The sequence below is a fragment of the Chelativorans sp. M5D2P16 genome, assembly GCF_034427935.1.
Lineage (GTDB): Bacteria > Pseudomonadota > Alphaproteobacteria > Rhizobiales > Rhizobiaceae > Chelativorans.
This window is the reverse complement of sequence record NZ_JAXQNM010000040.1, coordinates 59,697-83,030: the sequence shown is the minus strand read 5'-3', so window position 1 is coordinate 83,030 and position 23,334 is coordinate 59,697. Positions and strand designations below refer to the sequence as shown.

The 23,334-nt window shown below is 65.3% G+C and carries 23 protein-coding genes and 1 pseudogene; 16 read left to right on the top strand and 8 right to left on the bottom strand.

What is annotated here, in order from left to right; translation table 11 throughout:
- Positions 1 to 11 precede the first annotated feature (11 nt).
- Genes SIN08_RS20680 through SIN08_RS20670 form a run of 3 tightly spaced genes read right to left on the bottom strand, consistent with a single transcriptional unit; the run spans position 12 to position 2,026 of the window.
- Complete coding sequence (locus SIN08_RS20680; RefSeq protein ID WP_322453503.1) at positions 12 to 476, bottom strand: RpiB/LacA/LacB family sugar-phosphate isomerase; 465 nt, start codon at positions 474 to 476, stop codon at positions 12 to 14.
- Between the two features lie 15 nt (positions 477 to 491).
- Positions 492 to 1,256: a triose-phosphate isomerase gene (locus SIN08_RS20675; RefSeq protein ID WP_322453502.1), complete on the bottom strand. Its 765-nt coding sequence runs from the start codon at positions 1,254 to 1,256 to the stop codon at positions 492 to 494.
- Between the two features lie 2 nt (positions 1,257 to 1,258).
- A complete protein-coding gene (locus tag SIN08_RS20670) occupies positions 1,259 to 2,026 on the bottom strand; it encodes a DeoR/GlpR family DNA-binding transcription regulator (RefSeq protein WP_322453713.1) in 768 nt (255 codons plus the stop codon).
- 153 nt (positions 2,027 to 2,179) lie between these two features.
- Here SIN08_RS20670 and tkt point away from each other — a divergent pair, with 153 nt between their 5' ends.
- From tkt to SIN08_RS20650, 4 genes are read left to right on the top strand one after another with little or no spacing between them, the layout of a single operon-like run.
- On the top strand, positions 2,180 to 4,198 hold the full coding sequence (tkt, locus tag SIN08_RS20665) for a transketolase (RefSeq protein ID WP_322453501.1): 2,019 nt from the start codon (positions 2,180 to 2,182) through the stop codon (positions 4,196 to 4,198).
- Positions 4,198 to 5,208, top strand: a complete 1,011-nt coding sequence (locus SIN08_RS20660; protein ID WP_322453500.1) for a class 1 fructose-bisphosphatase — start codon at positions 4,198 to 4,200, stop codon at positions 5,206 to 5,208. Before tkt ends, SIN08_RS20660 begins: the two co-directional genes overlap by 1 nt.
- A 12-nt stretch (positions 5,209 to 5,220) precedes the next feature.
- On the top strand, positions 5,221 to 6,252 hold the full coding sequence (gene fba, locus SIN08_RS20655; protein WP_322453499.1) for a class II fructose-bisphosphate aldolase: 1,032 nt from the start codon (positions 5,221 to 5,223) through the stop codon (positions 6,250 to 6,252).
- Between the two features lie 57 nt (positions 6,253 to 6,309).
- Positions 6,310 to 6,495, top strand: a complete 186-nt coding sequence (locus SIN08_RS20650; RefSeq protein ID WP_322453498.1) for a hypothetical protein — start codon at positions 6,310 to 6,312, stop codon at positions 6,493 to 6,495.
- Positions 6,496 to 6,523: 28 nt separating this feature from the next.
- Here the strand turns inward: SIN08_RS20650 and SIN08_RS20645 are convergent, their stop codons facing one another.
- The 4 genes from SIN08_RS20645 to SIN08_RS20630 all read right to left on the bottom strand — a co-directional run bounded on the left by SIN08_RS20645 (position 6,524) and on the right by SIN08_RS20630 (position 10,267).
- Entirely contained in the window at positions 6,524 to 7,384 is an 861-nt protein-coding gene (locus SIN08_RS20645; RefSeq protein WP_322453497.1) for an amidohydrolase family protein, read from the bottom strand.
- The gene (locus SIN08_RS20640; protein WP_322453496.1) at positions 7,381 to 8,523 is read right to left on the bottom strand and encodes a mandelate racemase/muconate lactonizing enzyme family protein; all 1,143 of its coding nucleotides are present in this window, start codon (positions 8,521 to 8,523) and stop codon (positions 7,381 to 7,383) included. The genes SIN08_RS20645 and SIN08_RS20640 overlap by 4 nt, the downstream gene beginning before the upstream one ends.
- Entirely contained in the window at positions 8,520 to 9,425 is a 906-nt protein-coding gene (gene kdgD / locus SIN08_RS20635) for a 5-dehydro-4-deoxyglucarate dehydratase (protein ID WP_322453495.1), read from the bottom strand. Before kdgD ends, SIN08_RS20640 begins: the two co-directional genes overlap by 4 nt.
- Before the next feature lie 71 nt (positions 9,426 to 9,496).
- On the bottom strand, positions 9,497 to 10,267 hold the full coding sequence (locus SIN08_RS20630) for a FadR/GntR family transcriptional regulator (protein ID WP_322453494.1): 771 nt from the start codon (positions 10,265 to 10,267) through the stop codon (positions 9,497 to 9,499).
- A 153-nt stretch (positions 10,268 to 10,420) separates the two neighbouring features.
- Here SIN08_RS20630 and SIN08_RS20625 point away from each other — a divergent pair, with 153 nt between their 5' ends.
- The 5 genes from SIN08_RS20625 to kduD all read left to right on the top strand — a co-directional run bounded on the left by SIN08_RS20625 (position 10,421) and on the right by kduD (position 14,944).
- A complete protein-coding gene (locus SIN08_RS20625) occupies positions 10,421 to 11,401 on the top strand; it encodes a TRAP transporter substrate-binding protein (protein WP_322453493.1) in 981 nt (326 codons plus the stop codon).
- 59 nt (positions 11,402 to 11,460) lie between these two features.
- Positions 11,461 to 11,982: a TRAP transporter small permease gene (locus SIN08_RS20620; RefSeq protein WP_322453492.1), complete on the top strand. Its 522-nt coding sequence runs from the start codon at positions 11,461 to 11,463 to the stop codon at positions 11,980 to 11,982.
- A gap of 18 nt (positions 11,983 to 12,000) precedes the next feature.
- Positions 12,001 to 13,278 carry a TRAP transporter large permease gene (locus SIN08_RS20615; protein ID WP_322453491.1) on the top strand — a complete coding sequence of 426 codons (1,278 nt, stop codon included), beginning with the start codon at positions 12,001 to 12,003 and terminating at the stop codon, positions 13,276 to 13,278.
- An 11-nt stretch (positions 13,279 to 13,289) separates the two neighbouring features.
- The gene (locus tag SIN08_RS20610; RefSeq protein WP_416208117.1) at positions 13,290 to 14,081 is read left to right on the top strand and encodes an NAD-dependent epimerase/dehydratase family protein; all 792 of its coding nucleotides are present in this window, start codon (positions 13,290 to 13,292) and stop codon (positions 14,079 to 14,081) included.
- Positions 14,082 to 14,188: 107 nt separating this feature from the next.
- Positions 14,189 to 14,944, top strand: a complete 756-nt coding sequence (gene kduD / locus SIN08_RS20605) for a 2-dehydro-3-deoxy-D-gluconate 5-dehydrogenase KduD (protein WP_322453489.1) — start codon at positions 14,189 to 14,191, stop codon at positions 14,942 to 14,944.
- Between the two features lie 24 nt (positions 14,945 to 14,968).
- Here kduD and SIN08_RS20600 read toward each other — a convergent pair whose 3' ends face one another.
- A complete protein-coding gene (locus SIN08_RS20600) occupies positions 14,969 to 16,036 on the bottom strand; it encodes a LacI family DNA-binding transcriptional regulator (protein WP_322453488.1) in 1,068 nt (355 codons plus the stop codon).
- Positions 16,037 to 16,398: 362 nt separating this feature from the next.
- On the opposite strand from SIN08_RS20600, the pseudogene SIN08_RS20595 reads away from it, so the two are divergent.
- The 7 genes and pseudogenes from SIN08_RS20595 to SIN08_RS20565 all read left to right on the top strand — a co-directional run.
- Positions 16,399 to 17,244 (top strand): annotated as a pseudogene (locus SIN08_RS20595) (TRAP transporter substrate-binding protein); the annotation flags it as partial.
- A gap of 19 nt (positions 17,245 to 17,263) precedes the next feature.
- Complete coding sequence (locus SIN08_RS20590) at positions 17,264 to 17,782, top strand: TRAP transporter small permease (protein ID WP_322453486.1); 519 nt, start codon at positions 17,264 to 17,266, stop codon at positions 17,780 to 17,782.
- Positions 17,779 to 19,056 carry a TRAP transporter large permease gene (locus SIN08_RS20585; RefSeq protein ID WP_322453485.1) on the top strand — a complete coding sequence of 426 codons (1,278 nt, stop codon included), beginning with the start codon at positions 17,779 to 17,781 and terminating at the stop codon, positions 19,054 to 19,056. Before SIN08_RS20590 ends, SIN08_RS20585 begins: the two co-directional genes overlap by 4 nt.
- An 8-nt stretch (positions 19,057 to 19,064) precedes the next feature.
- On the top strand, positions 19,065 to 19,604 hold the full coding sequence (locus SIN08_RS20580; RefSeq protein WP_322453484.1) for a VOC family protein: 540 nt from the start codon (positions 19,065 to 19,067) through the stop codon (positions 19,602 to 19,604).
- Between the two features lie 7 nt (positions 19,605 to 19,611).
- Positions 19,612 to 20,886: a ribulose-bisphosphate carboxylase large subunit family protein gene (locus SIN08_RS20575; protein ID WP_322453483.1), complete on the top strand. Its 1,275-nt coding sequence runs from the start codon at positions 19,612 to 19,614 to the stop codon at positions 20,884 to 20,886.
- Positions 20,887 to 20,888: 2 nt separating this feature from the next.
- Positions 20,889 to 22,205: a four-carbon acid sugar kinase family protein gene (locus SIN08_RS20570; RefSeq protein ID WP_322453482.1), complete on the top strand. Its 1,317-nt coding sequence runs from the start codon at positions 20,889 to 20,891 to the stop codon at positions 22,203 to 22,205.
- A gap of 209 nt (positions 22,206 to 22,414) precedes the next feature.
- Positions 22,415 to 23,317 carry a YihY/virulence factor BrkB family protein gene (locus SIN08_RS20565; protein WP_322453481.1) on the top strand — a complete coding sequence of 301 codons (903 nt, stop codon included), beginning with the start codon at positions 22,415 to 22,417 and terminating at the stop codon, positions 23,315 to 23,317.
- The last annotated feature ends 17 nt before the right edge of the window (positions 23,318 to 23,334 follow it).

Genomic DNA, 23,334 nt, shown 5'->3' with positions numbered 1-23,334 from the left:
ACACGCTCGGATCAGGCGTTCTGGTGATACTTGGCGTCCAGTGCGTCGATCGCCTTCACATTGCCGGCCGAGCGGCCATTGGGATCGAAGGTGGAGGCAAGGTAGGCGTCGGCGATGGATTTGGCGAGTTCCGTCCCGATCACGCGTGCGCCCATCGTGATGACCTGCGCGTTGTTGGAAAGCGCGGCACGCTCGGCCGAATAGGTGTCGTGCGTCTGGGCCGCGCGGATGCCGGGCACCTTGTTCGCCGACAGGCACACGCCGATGCCCGTGCCGCAGCACAGGATCGCACGGTCATAGGTGCCGTCGAGTACGCCCTGGCACACGCGGTCCGAGAGATTGGCGTAATATTCACTGTCGCCCGAAGGCGGTGTGCTCACCTCGAAAACCTCGAACCCGTCCTTGCCGGACAGATGCTCCGCAAGTGCCTTGGCAAGTGGAGCACCGGCGCTATCTCCTGCGACTGCAATCTTCATTGAGCCATCCTTTCCTTACATGACACGGGCACAACGCTCCAGAATGTCGAGATATCCGTCGACGTCCCAGGCGGAGCGCCCGATGAAAAGCCCGTCGATATGCGGGCGGGCGATCAGTTCGCTGCAGTTGTCAGTGTTCACACCGCCGCCATAGAGACACGGCAGGCGGCGACCCACAATGGCCTGCGCCACCTCGAGGATGAGGGCGTGGCGCCTGTCGGCATAGTCGGGCGAGGCGGGGGTGCCATTTTCGCCGATAGCCCAGACCGGCTCGTAGGCCAAGAGGATGGGCCTGATCTTTTGCGCACTGTCAAGCCGGCCAAGTGCCGCCTCGACTTGCGTCGTGAGCACGGTGTCGGCGCGGCCCGCCGTCTTGTCCTCGGCGGTCTCCCCGATACAGACCAATGGGATCAGCCCGTGCCGCACCGCGGCCTCCGTCTTCAGCCCGACCGTCTCGTCCGTTTCGCCGAAATGCGCCCGCCGCTCGGAGTGGCCGAGTTCCACCATGTCGAGGCGGCAGTCAGTCAGCATCTCGGCGGAGACTTCGCCGGTCCAGGCGCCGGGCTCGGCCCAATGCATGTTCTGCGCGCCGACCTTGATATCGGTTTCCAATAGCGCCGCCTTGACCTCGCGCACGGCCGTGAAGGGAGGAATGACGAAGCGCTGGATGCGCGGATCGCCCCGCGCATGCAGGAGCCCCCGGGCGAAAGCCATCGCCTCGGAGAGTGTCTTGGTCATCTTCCAGCTTGTGCCGATCCAAGCCCGCGGCGTATCCGCCATGCCTACTCCTCTTCCGCGAAATAAAGCCTGACCCCCTGGTCCATCAGCGCCCTGGCCTTCGCCTCGGGCAGGGCCCGTGTCGTCACCACCCCGTCGAAGACGTCCAGAGTGGTCATGAGATGCAGCGCCGTGCGCCCGAACTTCTCATGGTCGACCATGAGAAAGCGCCTTGCCGACGAAGCGATCATCCGGCGCTTGACCTCGAGGACCTCCTGGTCCTGGTGAAATACCGTTCGCCCGTCGATGGCGGAGCTGGACAGAAGCACGATATCGGCGCGCAGGTTCTCGAGTGCGGCCAGCGCCAGCACACCGAAGAAGCCGTTGAACTTGCGCGAATAGGTGCCCCCGACCGTGATCAGCTCGATCCCGGATACCCCGGACAACCCCTCGATGATCGCCAAGTTGTTGGTGATGACCGAGAGAGGCCGCTTGTTGACGAGAAAGGGCACGAGGTTCTGGGACGTCGAGCCATCGTCGATCATGACGCTCATGCCCGGCTCCAGAAACCGGGCCGCGCGCCGTGCGATCTGCCGCTTTTCCTCGGCCGCCTGGCGGGCGCGGTAGCGGAAGTCGCTTTCGAACTGGCCGCTCGCCTCGATGGTCGCGCCGCCGCGCACCTTGCGCAGGAGGCCTTCCTTCTCGAGTTCGTCGAGGTCGCGATGGATGGTCATCTTGGAGACGCCGAAGCGCTGGGAGAGCTCCTCCAGCGAGGCTGAGCCTACCTCGACGAGCATCTCGACGATGTCGTGTTGACGATCTTCCGGCTTCACCTGCGGCGCCTTTCTATTCTCCGAAACCATAACACCTTCCGCGTGACATGCAACACAAAAGATGTGATTTTGAGATTTCATATTGTGGTTTTTATCATAAGTTACTAAACGTCATGACGAACCCGTGGGAGATCTGGAGTGGGAGACCTGCACATGAACCAACACAGCCGCGCGCTGGCACGGGCCAGCGGCAACGCCGCTCAGTTCGCGCTCGCCAACTGCATTCGCACGCTGTCGATGGACGCAGTCGAGGCCGCCCAGTCCGGGCATCCGGGTGCGCCGATGGGGCTGGCGGAAGCCGCGACCGTCCTTTGGACCCGACATCTCAAATTCGACGCCTCTCGCCCCGACTGGCCGGACCGCGACCGTTTCGTGCTTTCGAACGGCCACGGCTCGATGCTGCTTTACAGCCTGCTTTATCTCACCGGCTTTCAGGACATGCCGCTCGACGAGCTCAAGCGCTTCCGCCAATGGGGCGCCAGGACGGCCGGCCACCCCGAATACGGCCATGCCGCGGGCGTGGAGATTACCACCGGCCCTCTGGGGCAGGGGCTCGCCGGCGCCGTCGGCATGGCGATCGCCGAGCGTTCGCTCGCGGCCGGCTTCGGTAATGAGATCGTCGACCATCGTACCTGGGTCTTCTGCGGCGACGGATGCCTCATGGAAGGCATCAGCCAGGAGGCGATCAGTCTCGCCGGTCATCTCAGACTCGGCAAGCTGACGGTGCTTTATGACGACAACGCGATCTCGATCGACGGGGACACGGCCAAGGCCTACACCGAAGACACTCGTGGGCGCTTCGAGGCGGCGGGCTGGCAGGTTCTCGCCTGTGACGGGCATGATGTCGAGGAAATCGACCGTGCTATCGAGGCGGCGAAGGCCGAGACCGCCCGCCCGACGCTGATCGCCATGAAGACGGTGATCGGCCTCGGTGCCCCCAACAAGGCGGGCAAGGCTTCCGTGCACGGCGCGCCGCTGGGCGCGGAGGAGCGGACGCTCGCGCGTGCGACGCTCGGCCTTGCCGCCGGCGATTTCGAAATCCCGGAAGAGCTTCTCTCGACGTGGCGGGAGGCCGGCCGTCGTGGCGCCGTGGCACGCGCGGCTTGGGAAGACCGGCTCGCCGCGCTCGATGCCGGCCGCCGCGCCGAATTTGAGCGCAGGCTGAAAGGCGAAATGCCCGAAGAGTTCGATGCGGCCATTGCTGCGGCCAAGATCCGGCTCTTCGCCGAGCCGCAGAAGGTGGCAACGCGGAAGGCCAGCCAGATGGCGCTGGAAACACTCGCCGAAATCTGCCCGGAGATGATCGGCGGTTCGGCCGATCTCACGGGCTCCAACCTCACGCGCGTTTCGGCGACTGCGACCGACTTCCAGGCCGATACGCCCGATGGGCGCTACATCTCCTATGGCGTGCGGGAATTCGGCATGGCCGCCGCCATGAACGGCATGAGCGTGCACGGCGGCATCATTCCCTATGGCGGGACGTTCCTCGTCTTCTCCGATTATGCCCGCAATGCGATACGGCTTTCCGCACTGATGGAGGTGGGTACCATCTTCGTCATGACGCACGACAGCATCGGGCTCGGCGAGGACGGCCCGACCCACCAGCCGGCCGAGCACCTGGCGAGCCTGCGTGCCATGCCCAACCTCAACGTCTTCCGTCCGGCCGATGCAGTGGAGACGCTCGAGTGCTGGGAGCTTGCGGTGCGTAACCGCAGGGCGCCCTCGCTGCTTGCCCTCTCGCGCCAGGGCGTGCCGCAACTGCGTAGCGAGGGCGCAGAAAATCTCTCTGCCCGAGGCGCCTATGTGCTGCGCGATGCCGAGGGTGCCCGCGACGTCACCATTCTCGCCACGGGGACGGAAGTCGCGCTGGCGGTCGAAGCGTCGCATGTCCTTGCCGCGCAAGGCGTACAGGCGGCGGTGGTCTCCATGCCCTGCTGGGAGTTGTTCGACGCGCAGCCCGCCGAATACCGCGCGCGCGTCCTCGGCCTGGCACCGCGCGTCGCTGTGGAGGCGGCGAGCAGGTTCGGCTGGACCCGCTATGTCGCATCCGACGCGGACGTAATCGGGCTCGACCACTTCGGCGCGTCCGCTCCGGCCGAAGTCCTCTACGAAAAATTCGGCATCACAACCGATGCCGTCGTCACGCGGGCGCTCGCGCTGGTGGAGGGTTGATGCCGATGGCCCATGCCGCGGCTCTCGAACTGGCCGGCGACCGGCCCGTTTCCGCGCCACCCCTTTCGCGATTTCTCTCCGAATGGGCCGGTGCGGACGACTGCCGTCGCGCACTTGCAGGTCTCGTTTCGACCATCGCCGAGGCGGCCATGCCGCTGGCTCTGCGTCTGGCCATGGCACGGCTTCCGGGCGATCCGGCCGTGCCGGTTGCGAAGAACGAGAGCGGGGACGTCCAGAAGGCGCTCGACCTCGCCGCGCACGAGCACATCCTGGATGCTCTGCGCAAGGCGCCGGTCGCCCGGGTCGTCTCGGAGGAAGCCGGCGAGCCGATCGTTCTGGACGAAGCCGGTCTGCTCGACGTGGCCATCGACCCGATCGACGGCTCGGGCAGCATCGGCACGGGAGCACCGCTCGGGCTCTTCTTTGCCGTCTTCCCGAAGGGGGAAAGCTTTCTCCGGCCGGGCCGTGATATCCTGGCCGCCGGCTACGTTTCCTTCGGGCATAGCGTCGATCTCGGCTTCAGCCTGGGCGAGGGTGTGTTCCTTGCTACCCTCGATCCTCGGGACGGGCTGTTCCGGGTTGCCGGCCGGGCGCCGGCCCTTCCCGAAAAGACCCGGACGATCGCCTTCAACGCCTCGAACCACCGCCACTTCCCACCCGGGTTGCGGCGCTACATCGACGATTGTCTGGCCGGTCGCGAAGGTTCGCGCGGCGAAGACGTCAATATGCGCTGGATCGCGGCGGCGGTCGGAGACCTCCACCGCATTCTGTTGAACGGCGGGCTATTCCTTTATCCGGCCGATGCCCGCCCGGGATACGAAAAGGGGCACTTGCGCCTTCTCTACGAGGCCTTCCCGATTGCCTTCCTGATCGAGCAGGCGGGTGGCGCCGCAACTGACGGGTGCGGTCCCGTCCTCGCGCGGACGCCTGCCGACATCCACGAAAAGACCGCGCTTGTCTTCGGCTCCGCGGCCGAGGTCGCCACTGTTCAAAACTATCTGAACGCCTAAGGAGGAACGCCAATGGCCCGCATCACCCTGCGCCAGCTTCTCGACCACGCCGCCGAGAACGACTACGGCGTGCCGGCCTTCAACATCAGCAACATGGAACAGGGGCTCGCCATCATGGCCGCCGCCGACAGGGCCGGCGCCCCGGTCATTCTGCAAATGAGCCGCGGCGCGCGGGCCTACGCCAACGACCTCGTCCTGTCGCGGCTCATCGATGGGCTGGTCGAGCTCTATCCGCATATCCCGGTCTGTGTGCATCTTGACCACGGCAACAACCTGGCCACCTGCGTGACGGCCATCCAGCACGGCTTCACCTCCGTCATGATGGACGGCTCCCTCAAGGAGGACGGCAAGACGCCCGCCGATTACGCATACAATGCCGGCATCACAGCCCGCGTCGTGGAGATCGCTCACGCGGCGGGGGTATCCGTGGAGGGTGAGTTGGGCGTTCTGGGATCGCTCGAGACCGGCATGGGGGACCAGGAAGACGGCCACGGCGCGACCGGCAAGCTGTCCCATGATCAGCTTCTCACCGATCCCGAGGAAGCGGAGCGCTTCGTCGCCGACACGGGCGTCGACGCCCTGGCGGTGGCGATGGGCACGAGCCACGGCGCTTACAAGTTCAGCCGCAAGCCCGACGGCGAAGTTCTCGCCATGGGCGTGATCGAGGAGATCCATAAGCGGCTGCCCAACACGCACCTCGTCATGCACGGATCGTCGTCGGTGCCGCAGGAGCTTTGCGAATCCATCAATGCCCATGGCGGCGAGATCAAGCCGACCTGGGGCGTTCCGATGGAGGAGATCAAGCGCGGCATCCGCCATGGCGTGCGCAAGATCAACATCGATACCGACATCCGCCTGGCCATCACCGCCGCCATACGGCGCACGCTCGCCGAGGCGCCCGGCGAGTTCGACCCGCGCAAATACCTTGCACCGGCGAGGGACGCGGTAACGGCGTTGTGCCTTGAAAAATTCGAGGGCTTCGGGACCGCCGGCCAGGCCGAAAAGCTCAGGGCGGTCCCGCTGCGCGAAATGGCGAAGCGATAGGGAACGCATTCCATCCGGAGCCGTTCGATCCTGCGCGGATTGGAGGAATAACCGGCAGTGACGAAGCGATTTGCGGTTCGCGAGACGGGCGATGACCGGTGGAAGGTGGTCTACACCTCCACCGGAACCGTCGTCACGCTGGAGGGAAGCCCTCTCGACGACCTCGACAGGCACAGGGCCGAAGAATGTCTAGGGCTCCTTGAAGCCGGCGAGCTTGTACCGGACCCCTCCGAGGACCCCTGAAAGGCAACGCAGGGGCAATATCGCGCGTCTACTCGGCGAACCCGAAGAGCTCGGCGGGATTGTCGACGAGCACCCGGCGTTGGTGTGCTTCCGGCACCCAGCCGAGCACGGTGTCGAGAAGTGCCGCGTCGTCAGGATAATCCTCGGTGCGCTTGACGAGATTGTGCGGCCAGTTCGTGCCCCAGATGATGCGCTCGGGCGCATGCGCCGCCATGTGGCGCGCCACGTCGGCGATATCGTCGTAGTCGGGCGGGCCCGCACGCGAGGATTCGTAGCAGCCGGCGAACTTGAACCAGCAATTGCCGCCGTCGATCAGCCGCTTCAGGGTGTCGATCTCCGGCGATTGCGGCATGGCCCCGCTTGAAAGAAACTTCCCGTGGTGGTCGATGATATAGCGGCTTTGCAGCCGTTCGAGTCTTGGCGCATGTTCCGGAAGCATGTTGCCGTCGAACTGGACGGCGATGCACCAGCCGAAGGCGTGTGCCCGCGCATCGACTGCTTCCAGTGCCTCCAGCCCGACCGCGCCGCCCGGCAGGTCCATGATGCGTGCGCCGCGCACGCCTGCCGCGTGCAGCGCCTCCATTTCGCTGTCGCTCGTCTCTCCCGTAATGGTGGCGACGCCGCGGGCGATGGAGCCCATCGCGCGGAGACAGGCCAGAAGATTGGCGTTATCCGTCTGATGCGCGTTGCCCTGCGTGATCACCACGCGATCGATGCCGAGCCACGCCATCACCTGCCGATAGTCATCCGGCCCGGGTAGCCCTTCGGGAAGGGCCGGCGCGTTAGGCTTGGCGGGAAAGTCCGGCAGATACATGTGCATCTGCGTATCCGTCGCACCGGCCGGCATGGGTGTTTTGGGCTTTTCGCCCGAATATTTCCGCTCGATCACGCGTCGGCCTCTTTGAGCGCGAATTTTTCCAGTGCCGCCCGATCGATCTCGATGCCCAGCCCCGGCCCGTCGGGAATGCGCACGACGCCGTTCTCATGCTCGATCGGCGTTTTGACCACGGCCTGGCGGAACGGATTGTCCGTCCGGTCGAATTCGAGGATCGGCTCGACCGGCCTCGGCCGCGGCGGGTTCGGGGCCTGTGCGGCGATGAATTGCAGGCTGGCGGCGATCTGGACGGCCGTCCCCCACACATGCGGTACCAGCCGGACGCCGTGGAGGGCGGCGAGATCGGCAATGCGGCGCATCTCCGTGAAACCGCCCGTGCCGCAGATGTCCGGCTGGACGATGTCGATGCAGCGGCTTTCGATCGGCCCGGCCATGCCGAAACGCCCGTGCCAGGTCTCGCCTCCGGCGACGGGAAGCGGCTGGCCGGCCCGCACGGCCTGGTAGGCGCCGAGCTGCTCCGGCAGAACCGGCTCCTCCAGCCAGTCGACGCCGAAGCGCGCCGCGCCCTTGCCGAGCGCGATCGCTTCCAGAACGTCATAGCCGTGATTGGCGTCCACCATCAGCCGCATGTCCGGGCCGATGGTGTCCCGCACTGCTTCGATGACCGCGAGATCCTCCTCGACGTCGAAGCCGATCTTGATCTTCACCGCATGGAAGCCCTGGCGCCGATACTCTGTGACCTCGGCGACGGTGGCCGCGATACGGTCCTCGCCCACCGGCCGGAAGCAGCCGGTGGCGTAGGCCCGCACGCTCTCGCGGAAGCGACCGCCGAGAAGAACGGAGACGGGTGCGCCGAAACGCTTGCCCTTGATATCCCATAGCGCGATGTCGATTCCCGACAGCGCCGTCACCGTCAGTCCGCGCTGACCCTGGTCGCGCAGCAGATGATAAAGCTCCAGCGAGAGCTTTTCCGTCTCCAGCGGGTCGCGGCCGAGGAGGGCCTTTGCGTAGGCTTTGACGACCGCCGCATTGGGCAGGGCCGGGCCGAGGCACTCGCCCCAGCCCGTGGTGCCGTCCTCGCAGACGATTTCCACCAGGCAGTGCTGACGCCGGTCGAAGCGCATGGAGGCACTTTCGAAGGCGCGGCCGAGCCTGTGGTCGAGAATATGTGTGCGGACCTCGGCGATTTTCATGATCTGTGGGGCGCGATCAGCTTTTCGAGCATCGCCACCTCCTCCTCCGTCAGATCCGTCAGCGGCGCGCGCACCGGGCCGGCGTCGAAGCCGAGAATGCGCACGCCGGCCTTGATGGCCGAGACCGCATAGCCGGCATTGCGATCGCGGATTTTCATGAAAGGATAGAAGAATTCATTGAGGATGCGCAACGTCACGTCGCTCTCGCCGGCCCGCAGCGCGCGATAGAATTCCTGCGCCAGCGCCGGCACGAAATTGAAGACGGCCGAGGAGTAGGTGGTGAAGCCCGCCCCGAGATACGCCTCGGCAAAAAGCTCGGCCGTCGGCATGCCGCCGAGATAGGTCAGCCGGTCGCCCATGCGCGCTGTGACTTCGCGCACCAGAGCGATATCGCCCGAGCCGTCCTTGAAGCCGATGAGGTTGGGGCAGTTCTCGCACAGCCGCTCGAGCGTCTCGGGCTTCAGGATCGAGTTGTTGCGGTTGTAGACCATGATGCCGATCGAGACGGCGTCGCACACGGCCTTCACGTGCTGGTAAAGGCCTTCCTGGGGTGCGTCGATGAGATAGTGGGGCAGAAGCAGGAGCCCGTCGGCGCCGGCTTCCTCCGCCGCCTTGGCAATGTCCACGGCCACCCGGGTTCCATAGCCGCAGCCGGCAACGATCGGGGTGTCGCCGGCTGCCTCCTTGGCTGCCTTGACGATCACCGGCACTTCCTCCGGGGACAGTGAGAAGAACTCTCCCGTGCCGCCGGCCGCGAAAAGGGCGGCTGCCTCGAACCCCGACAGCCACGCGACATGTTCCTGATACGGGCGTCGGTTGAACGCACCGCTTTCGTCGAATGCGGTCACGGGAAACGACAACAGGCCGGAGCCGAGCGCTGATTTGAGGGCGGTGGGGTCCATGATCTCCAGGCTTTCGCTGCACTAAGACAGCCGGGATCATACAAGTCATCATACATCTGTCAACAGATGTACTATGTATTGCGCTCCGACGCGCTTCCGCTCCGCAGCCGCGCTCGGTAGCGTTGCTGGCTTCCGATCAGGTGCGTGCGCATCGCGTCACGGGCGGCTTGCTCGTCGCGCAGGGAGATGGCATCGGCGATCTGCCGGTGCTCGTCCTGAATCTTGAGGAGGTATTCCTTCGGCGTCCTTATGTCCGCCCCCGGGCGCAGCATGGCCCGCGGAATGGCGTCAAGACCGAGCAGTGCCAGAAACTCGCGGAAACGCGGATTGTTTGTGGCATCCGCAATGGCCAGGTGGAAGGCCATGTCGGCATCGTGCGTGGGTTCTCCCGCGCCGATCAGCGTGTTGATGTCCTCGTAGCACTCGGCGATCGCCTCCTCCTGCGCGGGCGATCGCCTCGTTGCGGCGAGCGCGGCCGCCTCCATCTCCACTGCCGCGCGCAACTCCAGGATCTCGATGATGGACGAGATGCGGGCGTAGTCGAGTTGTGAGAATGGCGCGGCATTGGCCGGCTGGTTGTTGCGCACGAAGACGCCGGCGCCCTGACGCGCCTCGACGAGGTTCTCGTAGCGCAAGGTGGCGATGGCCTCGCGGACGACGGTGCGGCTTACCGAGTATTGCCGTGTCAGTTCGGCCTCGCTGGGCAGCCGGTCCCCGATGTTGAGGCGGCCTTCCAGGATGCGCCGGCGCAGGTCGTCGCTGACGGTGGCGACGAGGCTCACGCGGCCGGAGCGCTGCGTTCCCGGGCCGGTCCGTCGCGTCCGCACCGTTTCGCTGCTCATGTCTCGCATCCTTGTCCTGTCGTCCGGTGCCGCGCGGCAGAATCGGTGCGGCGATCGCGTGTGTCCGTCTTATCATCGTTGACGCTGTTTCCAAACATGTATTATAAGTGGTTTGGTCTATATGACAACAATCGGCGCAATGGGAGGAAACACATGAGGAACATTCTTTGCACCACCGCGCTTGCCGGCTCCTTCTTGCTGGCGCAGGTAGCGATGGCATCGGCGGCGGACTGGCGCGGCTGGAACATCCATCCGGAAGGCTATCCAAACAGCGTCGCGCTGGAGCAGTTCGCCGAGGAGGTGACCGAGAACACGGAAGGCCGGGTCAGCGCGACCGTCTACCACGGCGGCGTTCTCGGCGACCAGCCGGACGCCATCGAGCAAACGCGCAACGGGGCGCTCGATTTCGCGAATTTCAACATGGGGCCAATGGGGCCGATCGTTCCGGCCACCAATGTCCTGTCGCTGCCTTTCCTGTTCTCCGGCCTCGATCACATGCACGAGGTGATGGACGGCGAAATCGGTCAGCAATTCGCCGACGCTCTGGCCGAGAACGGCCTCATCGCCCTTTCCTGGTTCGATTCGGGTGCGCGCAGCTTCTACAACACCAAACGTGCGATCGAGACGCCGGACGACCTCGATGGGCTGAAGCTCAGGGTCATGAACAACGATCTCTATGTGCAGATGGTGGACAAGATGGGCGGCAATGCGACGCCCATGGCCTACGGCGAGGTCTACCAGTCGCTGAAGACCGGCGTCATCGACGGCGCCGAGAACAACTATCCTTCCTTCGATTCGAGCAATCATTTCGAGGTGGCCAAGTTCTATTCGACCACCGAGCACCTGATCATCCCCGAGTGCATCTGCATCGCCAAGGCGAGCTGGGAGGCGCTCTCTGCGGAGGATCAGGAGATCGTGCGCGAGGCGGCCGTCCGGGCGGCCGAAACGCAACGTGAGCTGTGGGCCGAGGGGTCGGCGGAAAGCCGCAAGAGGGTCGAGGAGGCCGGGATCCAGATCAACGAGATCGCCGACAAGTCGGCCTTCCAGGCGGCCATGGAGCCCGTCTACGCCGCCTTCATCGAAGAAAATCCGGACCTCGAGCCGTTGATCCGGTCCATTCAGCAGAGCAACTGAGCCGATAGCCAATGCGGGGCCGGATTGCATTCCGGTCCCGCCTCACGGAGCATGGCGCGATGCTGAAGGACAACCGGCTCGAAGATCGGGAAAGCGGGCTGCCGGGCCTGGTGGAACGGTTTCTCGACCGTTTGGCGGATCTCTGCCACTGGTTCGCCGGTGTTCTTCTCGTTCTGCTGATCGGCATTTTCGGGTGGCTCGTCTACGGCCGGTATGTTCTCAACGACACGCCGACCTGGGTCGAGCAGGCCTCGCTCATCATCGTCGTCTACGTCACCTTTCTGGGGGCGGCGGTCGGCATCCGGCGCGATGCGCATTTGAGCATCGATTTCATCCGCGAGGCGATGCCACCGCTCCCGCGCGCCGTCCTGCGGCTCGTCAGTGACCTGGCCATGATCGCCTTCGGCTGCTTCATGGCCTGGCAGGGCTGGCATCTGGTGATGACCAACCTGCATCGCAAAATTCCACTGCTCGGCTTGACCGAAAGCTGGCGCGCCGCGCCGCTCGCCATCTGCGGCGTGCTGACGGTCCTCTTCGTGGCCGCTTCATTGTACCGCCGCTGGCGTACCCCCGGCCGCTGACCGCAGGAACGAAAATCGATGGGACTTCTCCTTCTTCTCGGCACCTTTCTGGGCCTTATGGTCGCCGGTGTTCCGGTCGCCTTTGCCCTTGGCATCGCCACGGTGACCGGATTTCTCTATGAAGGGCTGCCGCTCTTCGTCGCCTTTCAGCGGATCCTGTCGGGCATCTCGGTTTTCTCGCTGCTCGCCATCCCCTTCTTCATCTTCGCTGGAGAACTGATGCTGCAGGGCGGCATCGCCGCGCGGCTTGTCCGCCTCGCAGCGGCGGCCGTCGGCGCGGTGCGCGGTGGTCTGGGGCTGGTCAACGTTGCCTCCTCGATGCTCTTTGGCGGCATTTCCGGCTCGGCGGTGGCCGACACTTCCGCGCTTGGCTCCATCCTCATGCCGGTGATGAAAGAGAAGGGTTACGATCCGGACTACAGCGTGAACGTCACCGTCACCTCGTCGCTGGCCGGGGTGGTCATTCCGCCCAGCCACAACATGATCCTTTATGCGGTGGCGGCGGGCGGCATATCCGTCTCCAAGCTCTTCATCGCCGGTATCGTGCCGGGAATCCTGATGTGCCTGTGCCTCGGCGTGGCCGCCTATCTGGTGGCGGTCAAGCGCGGCTACCGGTCCGAAACCTTTCCCGGCTGGGCGTTCCTGCTGACCAGCTTTGTCGTGGCCATCCCCGGCCTGCTGACGGCGATCATCATCGTCGGCGGCGTGCTGTCGGGCGTCATGACCGTCACCGAATCCGGTGCCGTCGGGGCCATCTATGCCATCGTCGTGACGGCGCTGGTCTATCGCGAACTGACCTGGGAGAAGTTCAGGCAGGCGGTTCTGCGTGCCGTCATCACCACCTCGCTGGTGATGATCCTGGTCGGCTGCGCCTCCGCCTTCGCCTATCTCCTGGCGCTTTACCGCGTTCCCGAACTTCTCGCGGCGGGGCTCACCTTCGTCTCCGACAATCCGCTCGTCATCCTTCTCATGCTGAACATCATCCTCCTGGCCCTCGGCATGATCATGGACATGGCCGCGCTCATCCTCATCTGCACGCCCATCTTCCTGCCGGTCATGATCTCGATCGGCGTCGACCCGATCCAGTTCGGGATCATCATGATGATGAATCTCGGTCTCGGCCTGTGTACGCCGCCCGTGGGGGCTTGCCTGTTCGTCGGCTGCGTGGTGGGTGGGGTGAAGATCCAGGACGCGGTGCGCACGATCTGGCCGTTCTATACCGCCATCCTCGTCGCGCTGCTTCTGACGACGTATGTTCCCGCCATCTCGCTGACACTGCCCAATCTGATCGAATGAGCCTGAAAATGCTGAAGCGACTTCTCATCACCGGCGCCGGCGGCAATCTCGGCAAACTGGCGCGGCAAAGGCTTGCCGGCCTCGCCGAAACGCTGCGCCTTTCCGACATCGGCGATCTCGGCCCCGCTGCGACGCACGAGGAATGCGTTCAATGCGACCTCGGCGACAAGGAGGCCGTCTATCGCCTGGTGGAGGGCTGTGACGGGATCGTCCATCTTGGAGGAAAGTCGGTCGAAGGGCCCTTCTCCGTCATCTCCAACGCCAACATCCACGGCACGTTTCACATCTACGAGGCGGCGCGCCGGGCTGGTTGCAACCGCATCTTTCTTGCAAGCTCGAATCACGTGATCGGCATGTACACCCAGGATCAGCATCTCGATCACGCGGCGATACCGCGGCCCGACACGCTCTACGGCCTGTCCAAGCACTTCGCCGAGGGGCTGGCGCGGATGTATTACGACCGCTTCGGCATGGAGACGGCGATCGTGCGCATCGGCTCGTGCTTTCCCAAGCCGAAGGACCGCCGCATGCTCGCTACCTGGCTGAGCCCGGACGATTTCGTCTCGCTGGTCGAGCGCGTCTTCGCCGTCCCGCGCCTGGGTTGCCCGACGCTCTACGGAATATCGGACAACGACGAGCGCTGGTGGGACAACAGCCACGCCGCCTATATCGGCTGGCGGCCCAAGGACAATTCGGCCGTCTACCGCGATGAGGTCGAGGCCGGCCCCCCACCGGCGAAGGACGCACCCGAAGCGGTCTACCAGGGCGGCAAGTTCGTCGTCGAGCCGCTCCGCGACGATTGACGCCCGACCGGCCGGTCGCCCATTCCGGACAGACATTGCCTCCAGCGTTATGCGGCGGGGCAATGTCGATTGCAGGGACGTCATGGTGGTGGACAATGGAGGTTGAGATGAGCTTGTTCGATCTTTCAGGACGTCGCGCGCTGGTGACCGGCGCCAACACCGGCATCGGCCAGGCCATCGGGCTCGCTTTGGCCGAGGCGGGTGCGCATGTCGTCTGCGCCGGACGTTCCTCGATGGACGACACCGTCGGGCGGATCCGCGCGTCCGGCGGCAGCGCCGAGCCGCTTGCGCTCGACCTTGCCGACCCGGCGGCAGGCGCCCGGCTTGTCGAGGAGGTCGCGCGGGCGGGGGAGGGGCTCGATATCCTCGTCAACAATGCCGGGATCATTCGGCGCGCCGAAGCGGTCGACTTCGCCGAGGCGGACTGGGACGACGTGATCGACGTCAACCTCAAGGCCGTCTTCCTCTTGAGCCAGGCGTTCGCGCGGGCTGCCTTCGATCGCGGCGCGGGCGGACGCATCGTGAACATCGCCTCGCTTCTATCCTTCCAGGGCGGAATACGGGTCTCCTCCTACACGGCGGCGAAGCACGGCGTTCTGGGCCTCACAAGGATTCTTGCCTGCGAGTGGGCTGCCAGGGGTCTGAACGTGAACGCGATCGCCCCGGGCTACGTCGCCACCGCCAATACCAAGGCCTTGCGCGAGGACAAGCAGCGCTATCAGGCTATTGTCGACCGCATTCCCGCCGGTCGCTGGGGCGAGCCATCGGATTTGGGCGGGGCTGCCGTTTTCCTGGCCTCGGGCGCCGCGCGCTACGTGCACGGCGCGGTGCTGCCGGTCGATGGCGGCTGGCTGGCGCGTTGACGCCGGCCTGAACGCGCCGGCTTCTCATGACGGCCGGCGGATGCCGCGCGATGCCGGCCCGCCACCCACCGACAGGGCCGGGGGAAGGTTCTCGCGGAAGATGATGTCCATCTTGACGGGCGGCAGCGCGGCCGGATTTGCGATGTCGCCCCGCTGAAGGTCCTCGAAGATACGCAGCGCCGAAGCCAGGAGCATGTCGGGATCCGAGTTGATCACCGCATCGATGATGCCTTCGATGAGAAGCCTGCGGGTGTCGCCCGTCAGGCCGTGGCCGATGAAGACGATGTCGTCGGATCTGCCCTTCTCGCGCAGCGCCCGCCCGATCCCGTCGGACGAGCCGCCGACATTGTAGATGCCGGCGAGATCCGCGTTTTGTTCCAGAAGGGACATGGCGTGGCGATAGTTCTCCTCGCGGTCGTCATGACCCTCGCGCATTCCGACCACCCGCAACCCCGGATACGTCTCTTCCAGGAGACCCAGAAAGCCCATCTCGCGTTCCGCGTGAGCCCGGTAGTTGCGGCTACCCGCGACCAGCGCGACGCTGCCCGTTCGCGCCCGGCAGAACCGGCCGAGCAGGTATCCGGCAGTGCGTCCGGCGGCCTGGTTGTCGAGGCCCACATAGGCGTCGCGCAGCGAATGCTGCAGGTCGGAGATGATCGTGACGATGCGCCGCCCGGAGGCGGAGACTTCCTCGACCGCTTCGCGCACCAGCGGATGGTCTATGGCCATGAAGGCTATGCCGTCGGCCCAGGCGGCGTGATGCCGGATTGCGCCGGCGAGCGCCTTGGCGTCGAAGCTTTCGATGAAGAAGCACCGCACCTGCGCCTCGTCGCGCGACTTGGATTGCGCGACGGCTCGGACCCGGTCGCCGAGCAGTCGGAGATAGGGGTTTCCGCCCATCGGCAGCAGAAAGACGACATTCGGTGGGCGCGGGCGCGAGAGCCGTGCATGTTCCGCCGCGCTGACATAGCCGAGGGCGAGTGCCGTATCGAGCACGCGCCGGACGGTGCGCGTCTTCACCCCCTTGCGCCGGTTGAGCACCCGGTCGACGGTGGCCAGAGAGACTTGTGCCGCCTCCGCGATATCGCTCATGAGCGGCACCGGCGGACCGTTTCCTTGGGTTGATGACACCTCAAAAAGCCTCATTTTTTCCGGTTTGACCAGAAGCATGAGAGTTCCTAGCCTTATGTCAAGTGGGCAGCAGGCCGGAAGTTGAGATACGGCAGCAGTCTACGGTCCGTCAGAACAAATCATGGGAGGATCCGATGAACCGGACATCGACACACATTGCTTCGCCACGCATCAACCGCCGATCGGCGCTCGCACTCGGCCTCGGCGCAGGCGCGGCAGCCATGCTTCCAGGCCGCTCGCGCGCGCAGTCGCTGACGCTGCGTTACGGACACAACAACGAGCCGGCGAGCGTTGCCGGTGCGCAGGCGGACTGGTTCGCGGAGGCGGTGTCCAAGCACTCGGCGGGAGACCTGGCTGTCGAGGTCTTTCCCTCCTCGCAATTGGGCAAGCTGCAGGAGCTTGCCGAGGCCGTCTCGCTCGGCACCATCGCCTTGTCGCACAACACGGCGGGCGGGATCGGTTCCCTCTATGCGCCCTTCGCCGCCCTCGACACGCCTTACCTCTACCGCGACGTCGATCATCTGATGAAGGTGATGGATGTCGGTTCGCCGGTGATGCAGGAACTGAACCAGGGCCTGATCGAAGCGGCCAATGTGCGCGTCATCTACGCCCACTATTTCGGCCGCCGGCATCTCACCGCCAACAAGCCGGTCTATTCGCCCGCCGATCTCGCCGGCGAAAAGATCCGCGCCGTGCCCTTTCCCATCTACACGACGGCGGTCGAAGGCCTGGGCGCGGCGGCCGTTCCGGTAGACTGGTCCGAGGTGCCGACGGCACTCGCGACCGGTGTCGTGGCCGGCCAGGAGAACCCGGTGAACGTCATCCTCAACGTCAAGCTCTATGAGGTGCAGTCGCACCTCATGCTTACCGGCCATATGTCCAACGCCGAGGTCGTCGTCATGAACGAGGATGTATGGCAGGGTCTTTCGGACGCGCAGAAGGAGGCCGTTAACGCGGCATCGGCCGAGATCCGCGAGCGCGCCACCAGGGCCATCCAGGACAATGAGGAAAAGGATACCCAGGCGCTGCGCGAGCAAGGCATGACGGTGATCGGCCCCGACGACGGCCTGGAGATCGAAGCCTTCCGCAGTTCGGTCCAGGAACTCGTCCAGGAGCGTTTCGGCGACGAGTACGGCGCGCTTTACGAGAAGATCCGGGCAATCGGCTAAGGGCGGCTCGAGCGGGACGATGCCTATCGGGAACACCGTCACTGCGGCAGGCCGCCTGTTGGAGACCGTTTCTCTGGCCTGCCGCACCGTTGCGATCCTCCTCCTGGCGCTGATGTTCGTGCTCGTCTTCGGCCAGGTGGTCGGGCGCAACGTGTTCGATCTCGGCATGCCCTGGGCGGACGAATTCGCGCGCTTCAGCGGCATCGGCGTCGTCTTCCTCTGCGTGCCCCTATTGGCCCTGCGCGGACAGCATGTGGCGGTCGATCTGGTGCCGATGATGCTGCCCCTGCATCTGCGCCGCTACACGCTCGCCGTCGCGGAGATCGCCGTGCTGGCCTTCTGCATGCTCACGCTCTACGGCTTCCAGTCCTTCCTCTCCCGGGCCGGAAAGTTCGCCACGCCGGCCATCGGCATTCCGAACTGGCTGTTCTACGCACCCGCCCTCCTGTCGTTCGTCCTTCTTCTGCTCGTGGCGGTCGTCCGCCTCGCCGGGATTTTCAGTGACCCAGCCTCCGGGAAGGACGGTGCGCCCTCATGAGCCTCGTCCTGCTTGCCCTCTTCGCCGTGACACTCGCGCTCGGCGCTCCAGTCGCCGTCTCGCTCGGGCTTTCCTCGGCGCTGGTGATGATCGTCTACGGGTTGCCGGTCAACGTGCTTGCGCAGCGCGCCGTCAACGCGCTGGATTCGACGCCGCTTCTCGCCGTCCCGCTGTTCATCTTCGCGGCAAGCCTGCTCAATGCGATGGGGGTGACGACGCACATCTTCGATCTTGTGCGCCTCATCGTCGGCCGGATTCGCGGTGCGGTGGCGCAGGTGTCGATCCTCGTCAGCCTGATCTTCTCCGGTGTTTCCGGGGCCGCACTCGCCGATATCGGCGCGCTGGGCAAGATCCAGATCGACCAGATGACCGGCCAGAGCTACGACAGGAAGTTCGCCGCCGGCATCACCATCGCCTCCGCCACGGTCGGGCCGATCTTTCCGCCGTCGATCCCGATCATCATCTACGCAAGCGTTGCCAACGTCTCGGCCGTCCAGCTCCTGATCGCGGGCATCATTCCGGCAGTCCTGATCACGCTCTTCCTGATGGTTCAGGTGACGGTCATCGCCCGCCTCTACAATCTCCCGCGTGACACCGTCAGCCCGTCCCTGCGGGCGGTGGCGAAGAAGGCGCTGGTCTCCTTTCCCGCGCTTTTGACCCCGCTGCTGCTGATCGGCGGACTCCTGAGCGGCTTCTTCGGTCCCACCGAGGTGGCCGGCGTCACGGTGGCCTATGCGCTCCTGATCGGCTTCGCGGTTTACCGGACCTTGACCTTGCGGGCGGTCTGGGAAAGCCTGCGCGAGACAGTGGAAGCGACCGCCAGCATCCTCTTCATCGTGTCGACCGCCGCCGTCTTCGCCTGGGTGCTCACCCTCGACCGGGTTCCGGCCAAGGCGGGGGCCTTCCTGCTCGGCCTTTCCGACGATCCTTTCGTCCTGCTGCTTCTGGTCAACATTCTCCTGATCGTCGTCGGCATGGTGCTGGAATCGATCGCCGCCATCCTGATCATCGCGCCGATCGTCGCCCCCGCCCTTCACGCGGCGGGGGTGGATCCCTTGCAACTCGGCATCGTCTTCGTTCTCAACCTGATGATCGGTCTGCTCACCCCGCCGATCGGCATGAGCCTCTACATGGTCTCCATCGTCGCCAGAATGCCCGTTCACGCGGTCATCCGCGGCGTGCTGCCGTTTCTTCTGCCGCTGCTGCTTTCATTGCTCGTCGTCACCGCGGTTCCGGCGGTCTCGACGTGGCTCCCCAAACTCGTCATGCAATAGGTTTCAATATGAGCAGATTTCTGGGTGCGATCCGCCAGCTCGGCTATGTGGTGGACGACATCGAAGCCGCCATGGCCCATTGGCATTCCGTCATGGGCGTCGGCCCGTGGTTCTACAATCCCAAGGTGCCGATCGAGGGCTACCGCTATGACGGCCAGCCCTACGAGGTCCACAATGCCGTCGCCCTCGCCAACAGCGGTCCCCTCCAGGTCGAACTGATCGAGATACGCAACGACGCGCCGTCCATGTATCGCGATTTTCTTCGCGCCGGCCACAGCGGCCTTCAGCACGTGGCCTACTGGACCCAAGCTTACGATGCCGACCTTGCACGCATGGAGGCGGAAGGCTTTCGCCAGAAGATGAGCGGAAAGGTCGGCGCCAACGGCCGCTTCGTCTATTTCGACCGGGAGGCCCATCCCGGCACCGTGATCGAACTTTCCGAGGTCGTCGGCCCCAAGGGCAGGCTGTTCGAAATGATCCGCGATGCGGCCGAAGGTTGGGACGGCTCGGATCCCGTTCGCCCCTTCCCGGACCTTTCACGACTGTGAGGCGCGCATGAAGGCGGAGACCATCGAGGCGCAGTATATCGTCGAAACGCCGCTCGATCCTCGAGAGGTAGCGGCGGTGATGGCCGGCGAGCAGAGCAGCGGAACCTTCGTCCGCGTGGCCGGCGAGACCGATGCACTGCGCGCACGGGCGGCGGCGGAGGTCGTTTCGGTTACGGAACTCGCGCCCCGGGAGGCCCCCAGTCTCGAGAGCGCTTATCTCGAGCGCAAGGGCGTCGGAGGGCCTTTCCGGCGGGCACGGGTGACGATCGCCTTCCCGACCGCCAATATGGGGCCCAACCTGCCCACCCTTGCCGCGACGCTCGCCGGCAATCTCTACGATCTCGGAGAGGTGACGGGCCTCAGGCTGGTTGATGTCGCGCTCCCACAGGCTTTCCGAATGCGCTTCGAGCGGCCGCGCCTCGGCGTGGCGGGAACGCGCCGGCAAGTTGCCATCGAGGACAGACCTTTCTTCGGCACCATCATCAAGCCCAACGTCGGCCTGCGCGCCGAGGAGATCGCCGATCTCGTGGACCTTCTTTGCGCGTCGGGAGTCGACTTCATCAAGGATGATGAGATTTGCGGCGATCCGGACCACGCCCCCCTTGCCGAGCGGGTGCCGGCGGTGATGCGCCGGGTTCGCAAGCACAGCGAGCGCACCGGCCGCGACGTCATGGTGGCCTTCAACGTCACCGACGAGACCGACGCCATGCGCCGGCATGCCGACCTTGTCGAAGCCGAGGGCGGGTCCTGCGTCATGGCAAGCCTCAACTGGTGCGGCCTGTCGGCGCTCCAGACCCTCCGGCGCTCCACGCCGCTCGCCGTTCACGGCCATCGGAACGGCTTCGGTGCCTTTTCGCGCCATCCGGCGCTCGGCATTGGCTTCGGCGCCTATCAGGCGCTCTATCGGCTCGCCGGCATCGACCATATGCATGTCCACGGGATCGGCGGCAAGTTCTCGGATCCAGCCGAGGAGGTGGCGTCCGCCGCCCGCCGCTGCCTGCAGCCGCTCGCTGCCGATGCGCCGGAGGAGAAGGATGCGGTTCTGCCCGTATTCTCCTCCGGACAGTGGGCGGGGACAATGCCTGCGACCCACGAAGCGGTCGGGTCGGCCGACTTCATGTTTCTGGCGGGCGGCGGCATCCTGGCCCATCCGGATGGTCCGGCGGCCGGTGTGAAGAGCCTGCGCCAGGCCTACGAGGCCATCGCCTCCGGCGTGCCGCTCGAGGCGGCGGCGAAGCGCCTGCCGGAACTGCAGGCGGCCCTCGGTTTCTTCGGGAAATGAGCATGGGCGCGGGCGTCGACTACCTCTTCATCGGCGACGATTTCACCGGCGCTTCCGACACACTGGCGACGCTCGCGCGGACCGGACGTCGTGTCCGCCTGTTCCTCGAGCCGCCGGATCCAGGAAGGATTGCCGACGAGGGTTTCGATGCGATCGGCATCGCCACCGAGTTCCGATCGCTGCCGGCCGCCGCCGTCACGGCAAGGATAGAGGCGCTGACGCCTGTGTTGAAGGCGCTCGCTCCGCGCGTCGTCCATTACAAGGTCTGCTCGACCTTCGATTCCTCCCCCGAGACCGGCAGCATAGGGGCCGCGGTGGCGGCCCTGGAACGCGATCTCGCGCCGGCGCTCCTGGCGGTGGTCGGCGGACAGCCGAGCCTCGGCCGCTACTGCGCGTTCGGCAATCTGTTCGCGCGCGGCGCGGATGGCGAAGTGCATCGCATCGACCGCCATCCGGTGATGCGCAACCATCCGATCACGCCGATGACGGAAGCCGATCTGCGTGTCCACCTGGCGCGACAGGGGCTCGATCCACTGCGCCTCATATCACGGCCCGAGATCATGGAAGGCGTGCCGCGCCTGCGCGAGCGGCTTGCCGATCTGATCCGCGGCGGCGAGCGCCGGCTTCTGTTCGACGCCTGCGACCAGACCGATATCGAGACGATAGGCGCGGTGCTTGGTGGCCCAAGGGGTGAAGCGCGCCCGTTGCTGGCCGTCGGCGCCAGCAGTATTGCCGAAGCGCTCGGTGGTGACCTTCGCCCCGGCGACGGGGACCGCCCGGCGCGCGATGAAAGGAAGGCGGGACCTTGTCTCGTCGTGGCCGGCAGCCGCTCGGAAGTTACCGCGGCGCAGGTCGAGGCCGCGCGCGGCTTCCACCGCCTGCCGATCGGCCCGCGAGATCTGGAAGATGCGACGGCGACGGATCGGCTCGCCGCGCGGGCCGCTGCGGCGCTGGCGCGCACAGAGGACGTCCTGGCGCATCTCGAGCCGTCGACGGATTACGGCGTGAGCGGCGCGGCCCTTTCGCACAAGCTCGCCGACCTGGTCAGCCTCATCCTCGACCGGCAGGCGGTGTGCGCCCTTGGCATTGCCGGCGGCGACACTTCGAGCATCGTCGTCCGCCGGCTCGGTTTCCACAGCCTCTCGTTCGAGGAGCGGCTGGATGCGGGTGTCGCGATCTGCCGCGCGCATTCGGATGCCACGCAGCGCGATGGAATGCGGTTGATGCTGAAAGGTGGCCAGGTCGGATCGGAGGGGGTCTTCGAGCGGTTCGTGTCCGCAACAGGTAAGAGATCTCCCGCGATCCCTGCCGGCCGCTAGTCCGGGACCATCTGGGTCGTCCGCCTCCGCTGCGCGGGAACACCGGGCGCCGTGTGAAAGTTGGGGACGGCGGGACTGTTCACAAACGGGAGAGCATTCTGGACAACGGGCCGGATCAAGGTGGTGATCGGGAAACCCGTCAGGGGCGGGAACGCGGAAGAAACGCGCGCAGACCGCATGAAATCCCCTGGCGCGGCTGGTGGGATATCGTGCGGCGCTCGGCAACGAAGTTCACCCGCGAGCGCATCAGCCTCGTCGCAGCGGGGATTACCTTTTACCTGATCCTTGCGCTGTTTCCCGCGCTCGCCGCCTTCGTTTCGCTCTACGGTTTTTTCGCCGATCCCCAGACCGTCGCCGACCACCTGACCTATCTGGAAGGGGTGCTGCCGGCCGCCGGCCTGGATCTCATTCGCGAGCAACTCAATGCTTTGACCTCCGGCGATCCGCAGTCGCTCGGCCTGGGCTTCCTGATTTCTTTCGCGCTGGCGTTCTGGAGCGCCAACAACGGCATCAAGGCGCTGTTCCAGGGAATGAACGTGGCCTATGGCGAGAGCGAGAAGCGCGGTTTCTTCAAGCTCACCGCCATCACGTTCGCCTGCACCATCGCGGCGATGTTCGTCGTGATGCTTCTCATCGCGGTGGTCGGCGTCGTTCCGGCGGTTCTTGCCTTCGTCGATCTGGGGCCGCTGGGCAATTTTCTTGCAGAGATCGGCCGCTGGATCCTGCTCCTGTTCTTCGCCTTCCTTGTCATTGCCGCGCTCTACCGGATCGGCCCCAGCCGCGAAAAGGCGCAATGGCAATGGGTCACCTTTGGCGGTGTGCTTGCTGTACTCGTCTGGCTGGCCGCCTCGATCGGCTTTTCCTTCTATCTGCGCAATTTCGCGGATTACAACGCCACCTACGGCTCGCTCGGCGCCGCCATCGGCTTCATGATCTGGATCTGGATCTCGGTGCTGATCGTGCTGGTGGGGGCCGAACTGAACGCCGAAATGGAGCACCAGACGTCCGACGACACGACGACGGGCCCCGAAGAACCGATGGGACAGCGTGGCGCGGTGGTCGCCGATACCGTCGCCGCGACACCCGGGAAAGAGGACAGCGGCAGAAAGTAGGTGAACCTCGACCCCGG

Bases quoted from the DNA above. Each gene is read 5' to 3' on its own strand.
- SIN08_RS20680 (WP_322453503.1), bottom strand. From the start codon at position 476: ATGAAGATTGCAGTCGCAGGAGATAGCGCCGGTGCTCCACTTGCCAAG.
- SIN08_RS20675 (WP_322453502.1), bottom strand. From the start codon at position 1,256: ATGGCGGATACGCCGCGGGCTTGGATCGGCACAAGCTGGAAGATGACC.
- tkt (WP_322453501.1), top strand. From the start codon at position 2,180: ATGAACCAACACAGCCGCGCGCTGGCACGGGCCAGCGGCAACGCCGCT.
- SIN08_RS20660 (WP_322453500.1), top strand. From the start codon at position 4,198: ATGCCGATGGCCCATGCCGCGGCTCTCGAACTGGCCGGCGACCGGCCC.
- fba (WP_322453499.1), top strand. From the start codon at position 5,221: ATGGCCCGCATCACCCTGCGCCAGCTTCTCGACCACGCCGCCGAGAAC.
- SIN08_RS20640 (WP_322453496.1), bottom strand. From the start codon at position 8,523: ATGAAAATCGCCGAGGTCCGCACACATATTCTCGACCACAGGCTCGGC.
- kdgD (WP_322453495.1), bottom strand. From the start codon at position 9,425: ATGGACCCCACCGCCCTCAAATCAGCGCTCGGCTCCGGCCTGTTGTCG.
- SIN08_RS20630 (WP_322453494.1), bottom strand. From the start codon at position 10,267: ATGAGCAGCGAAACGGTGCGGACGCGACGGACCGGCCCGGGAACGCAG.
- SIN08_RS20625 (WP_322453493.1), top strand. From the start codon at position 10,421: ATGAGGAACATTCTTTGCACCACCGCGCTTGCCGGCTCCTTCTTGCTG.
- SIN08_RS20620 (WP_322453492.1), top strand. From the start codon at position 11,461: ATGCTGAAGGACAACCGGCTCGAAGATCGGGAAAGCGGGCTGCCGGGC.
- SIN08_RS20615 (WP_322453491.1), top strand. From the start codon at position 12,001: ATGGGACTTCTCCTTCTTCTCGGCACCTTTCTGGGCCTTATGGTCGCC.
- kduD (WP_322453489.1), top strand. From the start codon at position 14,189: ATGAGCTTGTTCGATCTTTCAGGACGTCGCGCGCTGGTGACCGGCGCC.
- SIN08_RS20600 (WP_322453488.1), bottom strand. From the start codon at position 16,036: ATGAGCGATATCGCGGAGGCGGCACAAGTCTCTCTGGCCACCGTCGAC.
- SIN08_RS20590 (WP_322453486.1), top strand. From the start codon at position 17,264: ATGCCTATCGGGAACACCGTCACTGCGGCAGGCCGCCTGTTGGAGACC.
- SIN08_RS20585 (WP_322453485.1), top strand. From the start codon at position 17,779: ATGAGCCTCGTCCTGCTTGCCCTCTTCGCCGTGACACTCGCGCTCGGC.
- SIN08_RS20580 (WP_322453484.1), top strand. From the start codon at position 19,065: ATGAGCAGATTTCTGGGTGCGATCCGCCAGCTCGGCTATGTGGTGGAC.
- SIN08_RS20575 (WP_322453483.1), top strand. From the start codon at position 19,612: ATGAAGGCGGAGACCATCGAGGCGCAGTATATCGTCGAAACGCCGCTC.
- SIN08_RS20570 (WP_322453482.1), top strand. From the start codon at position 20,889: ATGGGCGCGGGCGTCGACTACCTCTTCATCGGCGACGATTTCACCGGC.